Source organism: Mesorhizobium huakuii (assembly GCF_014189455.1).
Lineage (GTDB): Bacteria > Pseudomonadota > Alphaproteobacteria > Rhizobiales > Rhizobiaceae > Mesorhizobium > Mesorhizobium huakuii_A.
In genome coordinates, this window is record NZ_CP050299.1 from 254,861 (window position 1) to 272,869 (window position 18,009).

General features: G+C 61.6%; 14 protein-coding genes. 10 read left to right on the plus strand and 4 right to left on the minus strand.

The genetic code is table 11. The features are described from left to right. Positions 1–4: 4 nt before the first annotated feature. The 9 genes from HB778_RS38990 (at position 5) to HB778_RS39030 (ending at position 11,923) form a co-directional block, all read left to right on the plus strand. On the plus strand, positions 5–1,462 hold the full coding sequence (locus HB778_RS38990; RefSeq protein WP_183465801.1) for an NAD-dependent succinate-semialdehyde dehydrogenase: 1,458 nt from the start codon (positions 5–7) through the stop codon (positions 1,460–1,462). Between the two features lie 78 nt (positions 1,463–1,540). Continuing rightward, positions 1,541–2,452, plus strand: a complete 912-nt coding sequence (locus tag HB778_RS38995; protein ID WP_244662187.1) for an aminotransferase class IV — start codon at positions 1,541–1,543, stop codon at positions 2,450–2,452. Next, positions 2,449–3,222, plus strand: a complete 774-nt coding sequence (locus tag HB778_RS39000; protein ID WP_183465803.1) for an SDR family NAD(P)-dependent oxidoreductase — start codon at positions 2,449–2,451, stop codon at positions 3,220–3,222. Before HB778_RS38995 ends, HB778_RS39000 begins: the two co-directional genes overlap by 4 nt. 197 nt (positions 3,223–3,419) lie before the next feature. Further along, positions 3,420–4,490, plus strand: coding sequence for a TMAO reductase system periplasmic protein TorT (gene torT / locus HB778_RS39005; RefSeq protein ID WP_183465806.1), 1,071 nt, complete (start codon positions 3,420–3,422; stop codon positions 4,488–4,490). Between the two features lie 114 nt (positions 4,491–4,604). Continuing rightward, positions 4,605–6,068 (plus strand): sugar ABC transporter ATP-binding protein, encoded by a 1,464-nt coding sequence (locus HB778_RS39010; RefSeq protein ID WP_183465808.1) that lies wholly within the window; start codon positions 4,605–4,607, stop codon positions 6,066–6,068. After that, positions 6,065–7,039 carry an ABC transporter permease gene (locus HB778_RS39015; protein WP_183465810.1) on the plus strand — a complete coding sequence of 325 codons (975 nt, stop codon included), beginning with the start codon at positions 6,065–6,067 and terminating at the stop codon, positions 7,037–7,039. Before HB778_RS39010 ends, HB778_RS39015 begins: the two co-directional genes overlap by 4 nt. After that, entirely contained in the window at positions 7,032–8,021 is a 990-nt protein-coding gene (locus HB778_RS39020; RefSeq protein WP_183465812.1) for an ABC transporter permease, read from the plus strand. Before HB778_RS39015 ends, HB778_RS39020 begins: the two co-directional genes overlap by 8 nt. Before the next feature lie 16 nt (positions 8,022–8,037). Further along, positions 8,038–10,098 (plus strand): hydantoinase/oxoprolinase family protein, encoded by a 2,061-nt coding sequence (locus HB778_RS39025; RefSeq protein WP_183465814.1) that lies wholly within the window; start codon positions 8,038–8,040, stop codon positions 10,096–10,098. Positions 10,099–10,129: 31 nt separating this feature from the next. Beyond that, entirely contained in the window at positions 10,130–11,923 is a 1,794-nt protein-coding gene (locus HB778_RS39030) for a hydantoinase B/oxoprolinase family protein (protein ID WP_183465816.1), read from the plus strand. A gap of 87 nt (positions 11,924–12,010) precedes the next feature. Here HB778_RS39030 and HB778_RS39035 read toward each other — a convergent pair whose 3' ends face one another. From HB778_RS39035 to HB778_RS39045, 3 genes are all read right to left on the minus strand, one after another. After that, the gene (locus HB778_RS39035; protein ID WP_183465818.1) at positions 12,011–14,467 is read right to left on the minus strand and encodes an ATP-binding protein; all 2,457 of its coding nucleotides are present in this window, start codon (positions 14,465–14,467) and stop codon (positions 12,011–12,013) included. After that, complete coding sequence (locus HB778_RS39040) at positions 14,464–14,673, minus strand: hypothetical protein (RefSeq protein ID WP_183465819.1); 210 nt, start codon at positions 14,671–14,673, stop codon at positions 14,464–14,466. Before HB778_RS39040 ends, HB778_RS39035 begins: the two co-directional genes overlap by 4 nt. A gap of 286 nt (positions 14,674–14,959) precedes the next feature. Beyond that, on the minus strand, positions 14,960–15,112 hold the full coding sequence (locus tag HB778_RS39045) for a hypothetical protein (protein WP_183465821.1): 153 nt from the start codon (positions 15,110–15,112) through the stop codon (positions 14,960–14,962). A 269-nt stretch (positions 15,113–15,381) separates the two neighbouring features. On the opposite strand from HB778_RS39045, the gene HB778_RS39050 reads away from it, so the two are divergent. Then, positions 15,382–16,728 carry a TerB N-terminal domain-containing protein gene (locus HB778_RS39050; protein ID WP_183465823.1) on the plus strand — a complete coding sequence of 449 codons (1,347 nt, stop codon included), beginning with the start codon at positions 15,382–15,384 and terminating at the stop codon, positions 16,726–16,728. On the opposite strand, the gene HB778_RS39055 is transcribed toward HB778_RS39050, so the two are convergent. After that, positions 16,697–17,965 carry an IS256 family transposase gene (locus tag HB778_RS39055; protein ID WP_183457400.1) on the minus strand — a complete coding sequence of 423 codons (1,269 nt, stop codon included), beginning with the start codon at positions 17,963–17,965 and terminating at the stop codon, positions 16,697–16,699. The genes HB778_RS39050 and HB778_RS39055 overlap by 32 nt on opposite strands. Positions 17,966–18,009 lie beyond the last annotated feature (44 nt).

Below are 18,009 nucleotides of genomic sequence, written 5' to 3' on the forward strand. Positions count from 1 at the left end.
GACCATGCTTCAGAAAACCAGCCATTTCATGCGGCAGGCCAATCTCATCAACGGCGAATGGGTGCAGGCCGATAGCGGCCAGACGGTCGACGTTAACAACCCGGCCACCGGCCTCAAGATCGGCACCGTGCCGAAATCGGGCAAGGCCGAGACCCACCGCGCCATCGAGGCCGCCGCCACCGCCTTCAAGACATGGCGCAAGACCACCGCGCTCGAACGCTCGAAGCTGCTGCGCAAGCTGCACGACGCGATGATGGACAATCAGGACGTGCTGGCCGAACTGCTGACCATCGAGCAGGGCAAATCATTGTTTGAATCGAAGGGCGAAATCGGCTCGGCCGCGTCCTACATCCTTTGGTTCGCCGAAGAGGGCCGTCGCACCTATGGCGACGTCGTGCCGTCGCCATGGGCGGACCGCCGCATCCTGGTGACCAAGGAGCCCGTCGGCGTCATCGCCGCCATCACGCCATGGAATTTTCCTTCGTCGATGCTGGCCCGCAAGCTCGGCCCGGCGCTCGCCGCCGGCTGCACCGCCGTCGTCAAGCCGGCCTCGCAGACGCCGTACTCGGGTCTCGCCTGGGGCACACTGGCCGAGGAAGTCGGTTTCCCCAAGGGGGTCGTCAACATCCTGACTGGTTCGGCCAGCGAGATCGGTGACGAGATCTGCGCCAATCCGCTGGTGTCGAAGATCACCTTCACCGGATCGACCGAGGTCGGCAAGCTTCTGATCCAGAAGTCGTCGGTCACCGTCAAGAAGGTGTCGATGGAGCTCGGCGGCAACGCGCCGTTCATCGTCTTCGACGACGCCGATATCGAGCGTGCCGTCGCCGGCGCCATCACCGCCAAATATCGCAATTCAGGCCAGACCTGTGTCTGTACCAACCGCTTCCTGGTTCAGGCCGGCGTCTATGACAAGTTCGTCGAAAAGCTGGCTGCCGCCAGCAATGGGCTGAAGGTCGGTTCCGGCCTCGAAGAAGGTGTCCAGCAGGGACCGCTGATCGACGAGAAAGCGGTCGAGAAGGTCGAGGAGCTGATTGCCGACGCTACTGCCAAGGGCGGCAAGGTCGTTGCCGGCGGCAAGCGCCATGCGCTCGGCGGTTCGTTCTTCCAGCCGACCGTCATTGCCAATGCGACGCCCAAGATGCGCTTCATGAAGGAAGAGATCTTTGGCCCGGTCGCGCCAGTGTTCAAGTTCGAGACCGAAGAGGAAGCCATCGCGCTCGCCAACGACACCGAGTTCGGCCTTGCCTGCTATTTCTACACCGGTGATCTCGGCCGCGCCTTCCGCGTCATGGAAGGGTTGAAATACGGCATGGTCGGCGTCAATGAGGGCCTCATCACCACGCCGGAGGCGCCGTTCGGCGGCGTCAAGGAATCCGGCCTTGGCAAGGAAGGTGGACATCAGGGCATCGAGGATTATCTCGACACCAAATATGTCTGCATCGGCGGACTTGGTCTCTAGCCATGGTGGCGGCGGCACACCGCCGCCACCTACGCCATATCACGCTGTACACCACGAAAAACTGGAAGAGGTGAAGATATGACCTTGCCATCCGCGTCCGATGGAATCGCTTTCATCGACGGCTCCTATGTACCGATCGCCGAGGCACGAATTCCGATCCTTGATCGCGGCTTCGTGCGCTCCGATGCTACCTACGACGTGGCGCATGTCTGGAATGGTCGCTTCTTCAGGTTGCGTGACCATATGGCGCGCTTCAACGCTTCGATGCGGGGGCTGCGCATGACGCTACCGCTCGACGACGCCCAGATCGAAGGCATCCTGACCGAATGCGTCAGCCGCAGCGGACTGCGCGACGCCTATGTGCAGATGACTTGTACCCGCGGTGTGCCGCCAAAGGGCACTCGCGATCCACGCTTGTGTGAGAACAGGTTCTACGCCTTCGCGCAGCCATTCGTCTGGCTGGCGAATGAGGAGCAGCGTGGTCGGGGTCTGTCGATGATCATCAGCGATATTCGTCGTATTCCAGCTGAATCCATCGATCCACGCATCAAGAATTTTCACTGGCTCGACCTGACGATGGGCATCTTCGAAGCTTACGATCGCGGTGCCACCGTCGTCGTACTCTCGGACACGGAAGGCAACGTCACCGAAGGTCCGGGCTTCAACATTTTCATCGTCAAGGACGGTGCCTTAGCGACGCCGGACAGCGGTGTCTTCGAAGGCATGACGCGTCGGTGCGTGGTGGAGCTTTCACGCGAAATTGGTATCCCGTGCGACTTGCGCATGGTGACCGCGGCGCAGGTGCGCGATGCCGACGAGGTCTTCATCACCAGCACCGCCGGCGGCATCATGCCCGTGACCACAATCGACGCGCGGCCCGTGAGCCAAGCCAGCGTGGGCGGCATCACGACGAAACTGCGCGATCTTTACTGGGAGCGCCACAGGACAACCTGGCTCGGTGAGCCAATCATTTATAAGGATGAGCCTTGAGCGCGACAGGCAACGTCTATGTCGTGACCGGCGGCACGCACGGCATCGGCGCCGCCTGTGTCCGGCGGCTTGCCGAGCAGGAAGACGCGGCCGTCGTTTTCACCGGTCGCGACCAGGCCGCCGCGGGGGAAATCGTGTCCAGCTTCGCCAATGCGCGTTTCATCGCCTGTGATGTCCGCGACGAAACCGAATGCCGGACGGTCGTGAATGCCGCGATGACGCTCGGCCACGGGAAGATCGCCGGACTGGTCAACAACGCCGGCATGACGGGGCGAGGGGCTTTCGAAGCCGCCACCCTCTGTGACTGGGACGAGATCATGACGGTGAATACACGCTCGTCGTTTGTCTTCACCAGCGCGGCGCTGCCGGGACTGCGCGCGGCGCGTGGATCGGTGGTGATGATGTCGTCAGTGGCCGGGCTGACGGGCGAGGAGGGGTTGGCTATCTACTCGGCCTCCAAGGCCGCGCTCATCGCCTTGACCCGGTCGCTGGCATTGGAGATCAGCGAAGTTCGGTTCAATGCCGTCTGCCCCGGCCAGATCGCAACCAGGATGATGGCGGGCACGCTTGCCATTCCTGGCCGCAGGACTCTGTTGGAAAGCCGCATTCCGGTCGGTCGTTTGGGAACCCCCGAAGACGTCGCCGAGGCCGTGGCCTGGTTGTTGGCGCCGGCTTCGTCCTTCGTCAACGGCATCGTCATGCCGGTCGATGGCGGCGAGAGCGCGGGATTGAAGACGCCGACCCGGCCTGAAAACAGCACCGGTTCATGAAAGCCCTATTGACTTATAACTTATAAGTAGTACGGTGGCGCTGTGAATGAGCAATAGCGCGGACGGACCCGAAGGCGCACTCGCCTAGACGGTGACTTCGACGCATCAGCAGATCTGTCTGCTCCCAAGGCAGACCGCGGCGCCGGCGAAATCGCCGGCTCCCGGACCCGGGAACACACGAAAAAATGGGGAATCACATGACCAAGAATCGCGCTTTCCGATCCATCCTCGCGGCGGCTTTCGTCTCGGGCGTGGCCGTCCTGCCCAACGCCGCCCAGGCCAAGGATTGGTGGCCCTTCAAAATCAACGCGGCCAAGGGCGGCGATTTGAAAAAAGTCGAGGCGATCGACTACGTGCCGTTGGAGAAGGCCGAGAAGCCCTGGAACCTGTGCGTTCTGTTTCCCCACCTCAAGGACAGCTACTGGGTCTCCGTCGACTATGGCATCGTCGAAGAAGCAAAGCGCCTGGGTGTCAAGGTGACAGTGCTGCAGGCCGGCGGCTATGACGCGCTGCCAAAGCAGCTGTCGCAATATGACGATTGCGTCGCATCCGGTGCCCAGGGCATACTTGTCGCCGCCATCTCGGAAGCCGGCCTGGCGGCCAAGCTGAAGGAAGGCAACGCCAAGGGCCTTGTCCAGATCGCGGTCGCCAATCCCATTCTCGAAACCCCGATCACCGCGCGTATCACGCCCGACACCTACCAGAAGGGTTTTCAGGAGGGTGAGTACCTCAAGAAGTACCTCGGCGATAAAAAGACGACCGCGATCGGCCTGCCGGGTCCGCAGGGGTCGGGTTGGGCAGAGAGCTATATGGCGGGCTTCCGCGACAGCACCAAAACCGGCAACATCAAGCTCCTGGCCGAGCTCTATGGTGAACCCGGCGTTCCGCAAAGCCTGCGCCTCATCGAGGATGCCCTGCAGACCCATCCCGACCTCAACGTCATTTGGGGCGGGGCCGCGGCGGCGGAAGCCGCCGTCAGCGCCGTCGCCGACGCCGGCCGTGACGACGTCGTCATCATGTCTTCCTACGAGAACCAGACGATGCTGAAGCTGGTCAAGGAAGGCAAGGTGCTTGGCTTCGCCGCCGAATATCCCGTCATGATGGGGCGCATCAGTGTCGACCTCGCGGTGCGCGCCTTGGAAAAGAAGGACTATGAGAAGGTTCTTCTGGTCGCGCCCGGCATTGTGACGAAGGACAACATCGACAAGATCGACCCGACACAGATTTTCGCGCCCGATGGGTGGAAGCCTGAATTTTCGGTACAATAGTCGCATCTTCAATGGGCCGCGGGCCTGAGCCAAGGCCCGCCGCCCTTTTTGCTTCGATGTCGGTGGTGTCAACCATGCTTGAACTTACGGGTATGACCAAGCGTTTCGGGGGGCGTGGTCGCGCTTGATGGCGTCGATTTCACGCTGTTGAGCGGTGAGGTCCACGCCCTTCTCGGCGAAAACGGCGCCGGCAAGTCGACGCTCATCAATCTGATAGCGGGAACCTACAACTGGACCGAAGGTTCGTGCCGTATCGACGGCGAAACTGTTCCCGCGCTTACCCCTCAGAAATCGCGCGATGCCGGGGTCGCGGCGGTGTTCCAGGAATTCAGTCTCGTCCCCGACCTCACGGTCGAGGAGAACCTGTTTCTCGGACGCGAGCTGAAAGGACGAATTTTCCTGAACCGGCGCGCGATGCGCGCCCGCGCGGAGGAACGCTTCCGCGAAATAGGCTTCCACGTACAGCTGGACAGCAAGATCGAAACGCTGACTCGTGCGCAGAAGCAGATGGTCGAGATTGCCAAGGGCATGCTCTCGGACGCCAAGATACTCATCCTCGACGAACCGACCGCGTCGCTTACCGACGGCGAAGCGGAAAAACTCTTCGCCGCCATCGCGGGCCTCAAGGCGCGGGGCGTCGGTATCATCTATGTGTCGCACCGCATGGCTGAGATCCGTCGGCTCGCGGACCGCGTCACGGTTTTGCGAGGAGGGCGCAAGATCGACACCTTGGCCATCGCCGCGGCATCCGACGCGACGCTCATCGAGATGATGGTAGGCCAGCCGGTCGAAAGACTGTACCCGTCAATCAGCCAGCGCCCCTCCGATATCGTGCTGGCGACCAGGGGGCTGCGTGTGTCCGGCACCGTATCCGATGCCTCCATTACGGTCAGGGCTGGAGAAATCGTCGGCCTGGCCGGCCTGGTTGGCTGCGGCCGCAGCGAACTTTGCCGGGCCGTGTTCGGCCTGGAGCGGGTGACGTCCGGTGAGATCGAACTTCACGGCGCGGTGGTACAAGCACCCGCGCCGCACAGCATGCTGCGTGCCGGACTATGTTACTATCCGGCTGATCGTGGCGCCGAAGGACTTGCCCTCAGCCGCCCGGGCCGCGAGAACGTGACGATGGCCGCCTTGGATGATCCGAGACTGTCCCACGGCGGACTGCTCAAGTCCTGGCGCGAGCGCCGGGCGATAGCCGCCCCGTTGAAGACACTGGGCCTGCGACCGATGGCGCCCGAACGCGCGGCGTCGTCCTTTTCCGGCGGCAACCAGCAGAAACTTGTGCTGGCGCGGGGTCTGATGCGCCCGGTCTCGGTTCATGTTTTCGACGAACCCACGGTCGGTATCGACGTCGGCGCCAAAAGCGAAGTCTACCGGCTAATGAAAAGCCTGGTCGAGAATGGCGCGGCGATCCTGCTGTCATCGTCTGAACTGCCTGAGCTCGTTCACCTGGCCAACCGCGTCTATGTCATGCGCGAAGGGCGCATAGTCGCCGAACTCGAAGCCGACGGCATCAGCGAGGTGACCGTGTTGCGCCATTATTTCGACGCCGAAACCGGCGCCACGGAGGCGGCATGACCACCGATGCGCTGCGGCGACGTTTTCTGGAAACCGGCGGGATCGTCATCCTGCTTCTGGTCGCGGTCGCGACGGCGGCCGCGATCATCGAACCGCGTTTTCTGAACCGCCTAAACATCCTCAACGTGCTGCGCAATTTTTCCTTCCTGGCGGTTCCAGCGATCGGCCAGATGATCGTCATGACCACGGGCGGCTTTGATCTGTCAGTTGGCGCCACCATGGCGTTGGCGTCCGTGGTCACGGCCGCGGCAATGGCCGCGATGCCCGAAGCGCAAGGGATCCAACTGCTCCTACCGGTGGCGCTGGCTCTGGCCAGTGGCGCCTGTGTTGGCCTGGTAAACGGCACGCTGGTGGCGCGCCTTGCCCTGTCCCCTTTCATGGTCACATTGGCATCGTTGTCGATCGTCGCCGGCATTACGCTCTACTACACGCAGGGCATCCCGATATATGGCGTTTCCGACGCCTTCGTCGATGCCATGGGGCGAGGGCAAGTGCTTGGGCTGCCACCTGTCTTGCTGCTCGCGATAGCGGTGATCGCCATCGCCATCGTTCTGCAGCGACGGACCCCGCTCGGGCGCCACTTCTACGCCGTCGGCGGCAACGCCGGCGCCGCCCGGCTGTCGGGAGTGCGAACCCACCGTGTGCTGATAACCGCCTACGTGTTGTCTGGTCTGCTGGCGGCGCTCACCGGCGTCCTGATCACCGCTCGCATCGGTTCCGGCCAGTCCACGATCGGCGGTACGCTGGGACTGGAGACGATCGCGGCGGCGGTGATCGGCGGCGTTTCACTGCGAGGCGGTTCAGGCCGTGCTGAGAACGTCGCCATGGCGGCGCTGTGCCTGGCGATCATCGCCAATGCGATGAATCTCACGCAGATCGACAGCAAGTTCCAGACGCTGGTGCTGGGTACCGTGCTCATCGGCGCGCTGGCTTTCGACCGTATCGTTCAGGGGAGGCGGGCCAATGTCTGATCGACCAGACGTCGCGGCTCCGGTCGTTCTTGACCGCGCTCGCCCGGATATCCGACAGCTTGCGGCGCAGGCCAGGCTGCCGGGGGCCATATTCCTGGCCCTGCTGGTTCTCGGTTTGATCGACCCGCGAATCGTTTCAAGCGGCAATCTTTGGAACATCGCGATCCAGACCAGTTATCTCGCACTCTTTGCCATGGCGCAGACCATGGTGCTGCTAACGCGGGGCTTCGACCTATCGCTCGGTTTTACCGTCTCGCTCGTCAGCGTCATATCGGCGATGGTGATGACCGGAACCGGGGATATGCCAATCCTGTGGGGAATCGCGGCTGGCCTCGGCGTCGGCGTGCTGATCGGTGGGCTGAACGGCTTCCTGATCGCTGGTATCGGCATCAACCCACTGGTGACGACGCTCGGCATGGCCAACATTGTCATGGCGCTGGCATCGACCGTCAGCGGCGGCTTTCCCGTGCCGGGCATTCCCGAGACCTTCACGGACGCCCTGGCGGAAGGACGGCTGATCGGCGTCCCGGTGCCCATCCTGTTCGCCGCGCTGTGTTTCGCGCTGCTGTTCCTGGTCCTGCGCTTCACCGTGTTCGGCCGCGGCCTGTATCTCATCGGCGCCAACCCTCGCGCGGCGACGGCGGCGGGCGTTCGGACCCGACGCGTGGTTGCGATCGACTATGTGGTCTGCTCGCTGCTGGCCGCGATCGGCGCCATGCTGCTCACCGCGCGCACGGGATCAGGAGAGCCCAATCTCGGCGGCAACCTGACACTGGAATCGATAGCGGCGGCCGTGGTCGGTGGCGTGCGCCTCACCGGCGGAGAAGGAGGCGTCACCGCCGCTCTGCTCGGTGCCCTGTTCATCACGGTCATTTCCAACGCCATGAATCTCATGCAGGTCGACGGCTATCTGCAGCAGGTTCTTTTGGGCCTGATCATTCTGGCTAGCCTGATACTCGGTCGCGATCACAAGAAACGCTAACAGCTCCGGACCTCAAATGGCTTATCAAGTCTGCATCGATATCGGCGGAACCTTCACCGATTGCCTGGTTTCCGAGCCCGGTGGGAAGATCTCGATCTTCAAATCGCCAACGACGCCCGGCGAATTCGAGAAAGGATTCATCAATGTGCTGCACGTCGCGGCGGCCGGGTATGGGCTCGATCCCGCGACGTTCATGGCCGAGATCGACCTGATCGTGCACGGCTCGACCGTTTCGACCAACGCGCTCGTCGAGCGCAAAACTGTCAAGGTAGGGCTGATCCTCAACGAAGGACACCAAGACATCCTCGTCCTGCGCGAGGGGCCGCGCAAGGGTGCCTTCCAGTGGCGGCTCGACTATCCCGAGCCTTACGTTCCGCGCCACCTGACGAAGACGGCGCGGGGCCGCGTCGATGCGCGCGGGCGGGAGCTCACGCCTTTGTCGAGATCCGATGTCGAGTCGGCAATAGCCGACTTCCGGCGCTATGGCGTCGAGGCGATAGCAGTCGGTTTGCTCTGGTCGGTCGTCAATCCCATCCATGAAACGACGGTGCGCGATATTATCGCGCAGGCATGGCCGGAGGTTCCGGTCATCCTCAGCCATGAAGTCAATCCGATGTCGCGCGAGTACAAGCGCATCATCGCGGCCGCCATCGACGCATCGATCAATCCGATCGTGCGCACCTATATCGAGGAATTGCGACAGGCGCTTTCGCGAGCGGGTTTCCAGGGCGAGTTGCTGCTGGCCAACTGCGTCGGCGGCATGATGCCTCCCGCCGAGATGTTGCGGCGGCCGATCTACAGCGTCATGTCGGGGCCGACGCTGGCGCCGATGGCCGCGCTGGCACTGAGCGACGAGGCCAATGTCATCGTCGGCGACATGGGCGGCACCACCTTCGACGTCTCGGCTCTGCGCGACCACCAGATCATCGTGACCCCGGACAGCATGATCCACGACGATTCGCTGGGCATCGCGAAAGTCGATGTGAGATCGGTGGGCGCCGGCGGCGGGTCCATAGCCTGGGTCGACGATGGCGGCCTGCTGCGGGTCGGTCCCCAAAGCGCTGGCGCGCGCCCGGGGCCGGCATGCTACGGAGCCGGGGGTACCGAGCCGACGGTCACCGATGCCAATGTCGTGCTCGGCATCATTGACCCGGATTATTTTCTAGGCGGGCGGATCAAGATCAGCCGCGAACTGGCCGAGAAAGCGGTCGCGGGAATCGCCGCGCGGCTCGGCATCTCAGTGTTCGACGCGGCTTACGCCATCCAGACCACCAGCAACCACAACATGGTCGGTGCCATCGAGGAAATCACCATTCGCGAAGGCATCAATCCGCGCGACAGCTTCTTTGTCTGCGGCGGCGGCGCGACCGCCATTCACATCGCCGAGATGGCCGACATATTGGGCTTGAAACGCTACATGATTCCCCGCTTCATGGCCGGACTGAGCGCGTTCGGCGGGTTGATCTCTGATATCACGCGTGAGGAAAGCGCGGTTTTCCTGACCTCGACACGGCGCTTCGAGGCCGCAGGCGTCTCCGACATCCTGGCGCGGCTGAAGGTCTCGGGCGAGGCATTCCTCGAGCATGCCGGCGTTGTGCCTGACTTGCGGCGCTTCGAATTCTCCTTTCTTGGTCGTTACGAGTACCAGTCCTGGGAGATCGAGGTCCATTTCGAGGCCGATGAGGCGCGCCTCGACGCCGAAAAGCTGCCAGGTCTGGTCGAAGCGTTCCATCAGATGCACGAACGCATCTATTCAATCAGATCCGATCGTGACGTTGTCGAATTCACCAGCTGGAAACTGCGCGCGGTAGGCAAGCGCGTTAATCAAGACGCCTGGAAGGACTTCAGGCTGGCCGACCAGGCGACGGCGCCGGTCGCCAAGGCCTATCGGCCAGTTTATCTGCACGAAGCTCGCCGGACCAGCCAGTTGCCGGTCTACGACATGGACCAGCTGGGCGCGGGAGCGGCGCTTGACGGCCCCTGTCTGGTGGAGGCCACGACATTCACCGCCTTCCTCAAGGACAAGCACCGCGGGAGCGTCGACCCGCAAGGCAACATCGTCGTGACCGTCGATTGATCCAAACCTTCACGAACAAGGGCATTGTAAAATGAGTTCACCTGTCGTTCGCCTCGAGACGCCAACGCGCCGCGTCGATCCATTCCTGATGTCGGTTCTCAAGAGCCGGTTCGAGGCCATCGTCCGGGAGATGACGCTGGTTGTGATGCGGGCCAGCCGTTCGGCGGTGATTAAGAACGCCCGCGACCTGAGTTGCGCGATCCTGACCTACGATCATCGTCTCGTTTCCACCGAGGACGCGCTGCCTATCCACGTCATGTCGATGGATCTGGCGACGCGTCCGATAACGGAGCTGTTCGATGACATCGCCGACGGCGACATCTTCCTCAACAACTGCCCGTACACGGGCGGCACCCATCATGCTGACCTGATCATGGCGATGCCGATCTTTTTCGAGGGCAAGCCGCTGTTCTGGGCCGTGGCGCTCTCCCATCACGCCGACACCGGCGCGCCGACACCTTCGACCTATCTGCCATTCGCCAAAAACATTTATGAGGAAGGAATCCACTTCCCCTGCGTGCGTGTGGTCGAACAGCACAGGGAGAAGCAGGACATCCTGCGCATCGGCATGATGCGCAACCGAGTTCCAGACATCTGGCTCGGCGACGTCCGCGCTCAGATCGGCGCCTGCAGGACCGGTCGACGCCGTCTGCTGGAACTGCTTGAAAAATACGGTCGCGACACACTCCTGGATTTCGTCGAGGACTGGTTCGACTACGGTGCGCGTCGCGCCATGGCCGAAATCGCCAAATTGCCGAAGGGCAAGTTCTCCTACGAGGTCCGCCATGACCCGGTTCCCGGCGTGGCGGAGGAGGGCATCCCGGTCAGGATCACCATCGATGTCGACCCCGACGCCGGCGAGATCACGGTTGATGTGCGTGACAACATGGATAACGTCCCGGGCGGGCTCAACCTGTCGGAAAACACCTGCACCGGCTCTTGCCGTATTGGCGTCTTCAACAATCTCGACGACGGCATCCCGCACAACGAGGGCGCCAAAAGCCGGATCAAGGTCTTGATGCGTGAGGGAAGCGTGGTCGGCAAGCCCCGCTACCCGGTCGGCACCTCCGTGGCGACCACCAATGTCAACGACCGGTTGATCATCGCCGGCAATTGCGTGTTCTCGACGATGGGAGAACCCTATGGCCAGGCCGAGAGCGGTTCGCACCTGCCAGCGGGCATCGGCGTGATTTCGGGCAAGGACCCGTTCAAGGATGGGCAGCCCTACGTCAACCAAGTGTTCATTGGCTACGCCGGCGGCGGAGCGCGTCACGGCTATGACGGTTGGCTGACATATTGCGGGCCGGCGAATGGCGGCCTGATCGCGCTGGATTCAGTGGAGGTGGATGAATCCATGTATCCCATCATCATTGAATCGCGCGGCGTGGTGGCGGACACGCAAGGCATTGGCGAGTTCGAGGGTGCTCCCGCCGTGGGCGGCGTCTTCTATCCCGTCGACCACGAGATGACACTTGTTTACTCGGCCGACGGTACAACCTTTCCGCCGCGTGGCGTGCTCGGCGGCGGTGATGCCAAAGCCAGTCGGAGTGCCAAACGCGGGACGGACGGCAGGCTAGTCGAATTGCCGGCGTTCCATGAGGAGGCGTGTAGCGCCGGCGAGCGCATCGAGTTCGTCGCCTGCGGCGGCGGCGGCTATGGCGAGCCGACCAGGCGTGACGCCCGGCGTGTCGCGGCCAGCGTCAGCCGCGGCTGGCTCAGCAGCGAAGCGGCCCGCAAGTCCTACAAAGTGGCGTTGGTGGTAGACGCTGAGAAGGGCGTCTGGGTCGTCGACCAGGATGCAACCGCGCGCCTCCGGGCGGCCTGAGCCAGCGCGAAGAGAGCGCCGCCGGCCGGCGGCTTCGATCATGCCGTAGCAGTCTCCTGGTCGAATGAGGTCTGACGCCAACCTCCGTTAAGTGCCTTTCTGCAGGAGATTGAGGTTTAGCGCACCGCAGCCGCACCGCAGTCCTTCCTTTCTCCCTCGATCGGGCGCAACGAAAAACATTTCGTTGCAGGTCTGGCAAGTAAAGGCGCCGGTAAATGCGCGGAACGAACTGACGACTGGCACGAAGTCCTCTTTGTTGAGGTCAGCCCATTCGTTGAAGTGAACTGCCGTGTTTATCTGCCAGTTTTCATAACCAGTCTTGATCTTGGCTTCAGTGAAGGTGGCCTCGATCGCGGTTATGCGCTCGACGACATCCTTCTGATTCCATGAACTGGCAGCAGCCTTTGCCTTCTTGAGCAGTTCGCCGAGGCTGCTGGTAGCGTTTGGAAGGAGATCGCCGAGCATGAACTGAGCGTCGCCCCGGAATTCGACATTGGCGCGTAGACGATCGCACGCTTCCTTGGCGAAGTGTTCGAGATGGTGGCGAAGGAGCGCCGCCGCGGCGCGCACTTCGTTCTTGGCGAGATGGCCATCGAGCTCGGCCCAGACGTCGCGATCGTCCCACTCGGTTGGACCAAACTCGACGGTCCAGGTTCTGAAATGTGCGAAGTTGCGTCCCTTAATTAGGCCCTCGGATTTCATATGCCGCAGCCAGATCTCGTCATGCGTCGTGAAGATGAACTGTGTGTTGGGGAACTTTTCTTTCAGCAGCGTGCAGACCTGGCGCCGATGGCCGGCATCGACGGACATCAGGACATCGTCAAGGACCGCGAAGGTAAAATTCACACCAAGCAGATGGTTCATCAGCGCGAGGTAGAGACAAAGGCCCATCCCGTCCTGATGGCCTTCGCTATGGTAGGCGCCAGGCGGGAAATGTCCGCGGCCGTAGAAATCGACGTCAAAAGCGAGCTTGCCGATCGAAGGCATAAGCTTCGCAGTGAAGGCCTTTTCGTCTTCCTCGTTGATCTTCCGGTAGTAACTCGCGAACGCGGTCTCGACGTCCTTATAGATTTTCTCAAGCGCGGCCGTCGTCACCGTGCCGTAGATGTCGGACACCTTGGCCGCGCGTTCTGCGCGGAGTGTACCGGCCACGAATTTGAGGCGCGCGGTGCGATAGTGTTCCAGCCGTTCCTGTGCCAGCACGAGGAAGTCGCGCGCCGCATCCTGCTTGGTGGGCTCGGGGATCGCCGCGATAGCAGTATCAAGCGCCGCCATTGTTGGTTCGATGTCCGAGACGATGTGGGCGGCCGCGAGAACCGTTCGCGTGTCTTCAAGCGGCAGAAGCTTCTGAAGCTGCTGATACCGGCCGCGGATAATAGTCGTGAGTTCCGTCAATGCGTGGGCGTCGATCTTCGGCGAGAACAGGCCGGCATGATTGATCATGGTGTTCAAGGCGGTGCCAGCAGTATGTATGCTGTCGAGGACAGGCTTCAGCTCCATCTCCAGGGCAGCACGCCTTCTACTGACTTCCTCCAGGTGGGAAAGCTTTCCGGCGAGATGACCCCCGAAGGCGTCGGGCTCAAACGGTGTGTCGCAGACGGGACAAGTCGTTCCGTCGTAAAGCTCCAGGGCCGATTTCAAAAGTGCCTCACGCGACAGGCCGTTGAGGCTGTCGGCATCCCTGCCGAGTTCGGCAGCATTGGCATCTGCGGTCGAGCACACCTGTTTGAAAGCATCGGACTGGAGTGCTTGAATCGCTTCCCTCAATGTCACGAGGTCGGCGCCGGCTTGGATCTTCGGCACGCGGCCAGGAGCGTTGGCGGCGGAAGTCGTCAGTCCATCCTTCACCGACGTGCTGGCGTCGAGGTCGCTCAGTGGTGCGAGCCCTAGCAGTTCCCGGCGCGGGTTGACCGTTTCGAGTATCGATCTCTTTGTGAGTTGCGCCGTGTCGAGGACTGCTAGGAGATTCCTGATCGCATCCTTCTCGACTCGCTCCAGTCCTGGGAGGTCTCTGGTGGCGGCGTTTGAGATCTTTTGCAGGACACTGCGAAGCTTCTCGATGTCGTCGAGACGCAGCAATGTCTGGACCTGCTTCGATCTTTGGCCGGGCTCAGAAAGTACGTAACGAATCAGTTCGCGACGTGAGAGTACGAATTCGGGATGGAGATTGACGCTCTCGAATGCGGCGATGACGTCCCTGTCGGCGGGGTTAATTTCAGGCGCGCTGGCTGCTTTGACGGTGCGGCTGATCTGAGCCTTCTTGTTGCCGAGTGCGGGGATGGTGACATCGAGTGTCACCAACGCGGCCTCGGGCTTGTTGCGGCTATCGACATGCGGACCGTGCGCTTTGACTGAGAGTCCGCCGGTCCCGGCGCCCGACAGGCGGGAGATATTGCCGGTAAGCGCGAATTCGATCGCGTCGACGATGCCGCTCTTGCCCGTCCCATTCGGCCCACATGCAGCGAAATTCTGTCCCTTGAGGTTCAGGGTTAGGTCGCGGATGCCACGAAACTCTTGAATACGTATCTTGTCGATCCGGATCATGAAGCATCCGGGAAAAGAGCGACGCGGATGGTAGGTTCGGCGAAGACGCCATCTTCGAGAACGACCTTGCGTAGACACAGAGCCGCTTCTCCGAAGCCTTCCTCTTTCTCCAAGGCGTCGAAGAATTCGCCAAGAATACTGGCAGCGACGGATTTCACTTTTGTGGGCGGCTTACCCTTATCATCGTTGCTTTCTGTTGTGTCCAAGTTGTTTGCCCCCTATTGGTCGCAGACAGCAGTGTTCTATGCTTACGCCAGCAGCGGCCGTCGCGCTAGGGAGGGCCCGTCGCGAAACTAGCGGGGTGGCCGGGCCAGGCGATTGCGGCGCTAAGCGTAGGCTTCAATACCACGCCCACCGCGTCGAAGGTTCTTGCGTGGGCGGCCAAATGATTGGACCAGCGTAACTCCTGATTGCCAAACCATAAACGCCGACTTGTGCGGGGCTTTGGCGGGAATGAGCAGACGCGTTACGACCGGCTCTCCCTTGAAGGGGTCACCGCGCCGTATGGCTGATCCGTATTTCCGCGCGCCTGCCGTCGGTCTTCGTTATTTCACGAATGGTGATCGTATTTTGCTCGGCTGGGACGACGCTCGAACTCAGTTCGTAGGCGAGAATAACGATAACGATTTGCGCCCCAAGCGCCATGGCATAGGCCTTTGCACTCTTGCAACCAGTCGTCTCCGATGGCCTTCACATGGCTGTGGAGGGCGAGTTTGCTTGCGATGTACGGCGACGAGATCGAGGGGCCAGAGTGTCCAAAAGACATCGGCAGTTTCTGCTGTTGAACGTCCGCTCCCGTTCGGAGGAAATGTAATAGCGCGAGTTCTCAAAAGAACTCATCCCAGCTATGCTTAAACTGGGACGGCGGGGCAAAAGGGATGAGGTTGCCATTACCTTGGACTGTGGTGGTCGCCTTGGCGACAGCACTGAGCGTCGCAGACCCCGCAACTGCACAGGAATCTGAACACTCCGCTCGGCAGACTCAACAAGCGCTTGCCGACCATGGCTACGATCTCGGGACCGCGGACGGAATTTGGGGACGTCGGTCCATCAGTGCGCTCAAGGCTTTCCAGAAAGCGAGCAATCTTCCTCAGACCGGCACTTTGGACGAAGCGACGTCGGCGGCACTTTTTCCGCAACCCCGGGTGACGCGTGGGCCGTTGAGGCCCATAGCCACGGATGCGCACCCGTCGCTCTTGGAGAAGCTTGGTGTTCCAACGAAGACAACTCCACAAATAAGTCACGGTGAAGCCGGGCAAGCTGGCGGCGATGTTCACCAGGCGTTGCCTTTGCCGGCGCACACCCAGGGTGCGTCAGCCAAATCCGATCGCTTGGCATCGGAGACCAACAAGGTCAGTGAGGGGCCAACCACTCCAACGCCGCGTTTAATCTATTTGGGCCTGCTAGGGGTCGCAGCCGCATTGTTCTTCTTGCGGAGGCGCCGAAGAACTCCAGCCGCGGAGTTAGGTCCAGCAACAGCCGAAAGCAAGCGCAGCGAACCTGAGCGCAGTGTCAACCGGCCAGCCAGAACCGACAGGCATCGTCTCTATGTTCCGAACGATCGCTTGGTTCCAGCCAACAGTGCTGGAAAGGAACCAGTCGACCAAAACCCGGTCCTGCCGGCGGATATTGCGGCTTCAATCGCGGCCCACAACGCCGCGGTCGACGGTTTCATCAGACAACGCGGAGCCGTCCAACGGTCCAAATCAGGGGCCAATCCTTCAGCCAGGCAGCCGTTCGCTCCCGCAAAAACGGGTTGGCAGAGCATTGAAACCACCAAGGTCATTCCGGCAACGACTACAACCGAGGGATCGCACGCATCGCACAATGCTCAGGTTGCGGATTTCATTCGGCAACGCGGCCCTATTCTTGTTCCCAACACGGCCGGGTCGGACCAGCCGCGGTGGTTCGACCGGCTACCGGCAGGGCGGGCGAGCCCCACCGCGCGCCAGTCGGCACATTGGATCCCTGCGAATACAGTAGCAATGGTGGGAAACCATACCATTCCCGGCGGCATGATCTATGTAGGTGAGCACCTGCCGAGGCAGGGCAGTTTAACCGACCCAGAGAACTGCCTGATCGACCCTAGATTGACTGTCGCCACTCACGGCGATCCACTGGGTCAGACGATGGGCTACTGGCCTTCCTACTCAAGCATTTCGCCCGCGGCGCGAAAATCCTATCTGGACTGGCTTGCGAGCTATGCTGCAATTTGGGTGACGAGGCTGATCAAGCGGCGCTCTGCGGCTTCAGTTCAATGACCTCGATTCCATCCTGGAACGTTGCACCTGCGATGAGTTTAGGCAACTGATTTTGTCCTTTCAGTCGTCGCCACGTCCTGGCCGCGGCCATGACCAGCTTGAAGACCATCAGCCTGGCGGTTTTCGAGGAGAGTGAGCCCTTGGTACGCACCGTGCGATGGCGAACGGTCGCAAAGACGCTCTCGATGGGATTGGACGTTCGCAGATGATCCCAATGTTCGGCGGGGAAATCGTAGAACGCCAGCAAGGCATTCTGATCTTTGGTCAGGCAGTCGACCGCCTTGCCGTATTTCGCATCATATTTCTCGACAAAGACGGCAATCGCCGTCTCGGCTGAGGCTCGGTTCGGGGCGGAAAAGATTTCGCGCAAGTCCGTCTTCATGGCGGCCTGCACCGATTTCGGCACCTTGTTGAGCACGTTGGCTGTCTTGTGCACCCAGCATCGCTGGTGCTTGGTGCCGGGAAGGAGCTCATCGAGCGCTTTCCAGAAGCCAAGCGCGCCGTCGCCGACGGCAAGATCGGGCGCGATCTGCAGGCCACGACGCTTGACGTCGACCAGCAGCTCGCGCCAGCTCTGTGCGCTCTCACGAATGCCGGTCTGGAAGCCGAGCAGCTCTTTCTTGCCCTCGGGCGTGGCGCCGATCAGGACCAGCATGCATTCGGCATGATCTTCCATCCGGGCCTGCAGGTAGACCCCGTCCGCCCACACATACACATAGCGGCGCGCCGAAAGATCGCGCTTTTGCCAACGATCGTATTCGATGCCCCACTCCGCCGTCAGTCGCGTGATCACCGAGGGTGAGAGGTTCGGCGCCTCCTTGCCCAACAGAGCTGCCAGAGCTTCCTGAAAGTCGCCCGTCGAAATGCCGCGCAGATAGAGAACGGGAAGAAGCGCATCCAGACTTCGTGTCCGACGCGCCCATTTCGGCAGGATCGATGAGGAAAAACGGATGCGCTCCGCTTCACCGTTCGCGCCGCGATCCCGGACCTTCACCCGGCTGACGGGCACCGCCCCGATCCCCGTCTGGATGCTCCGCTCCGGCCCGTGACCGTGCCGGACCAGCCGGTCACGTCCGTCCGGAAGCTTGAGATCCCGCATCTCGGCAAGAAACGCTTCGGCCTCCATCTCGATCGCCTGCGCCAGCAATTTGCGCGCGCCGGTGCGAAGCACATCCGTCAGGGGATCATCGATTTCGTCGGGCTGACGAAGGCGAACAATGTTGATAGTCTCGTTCATGGCGTATCGCTCTCCTTGAGAGGTTCTGGCAGGCTTCATCACCC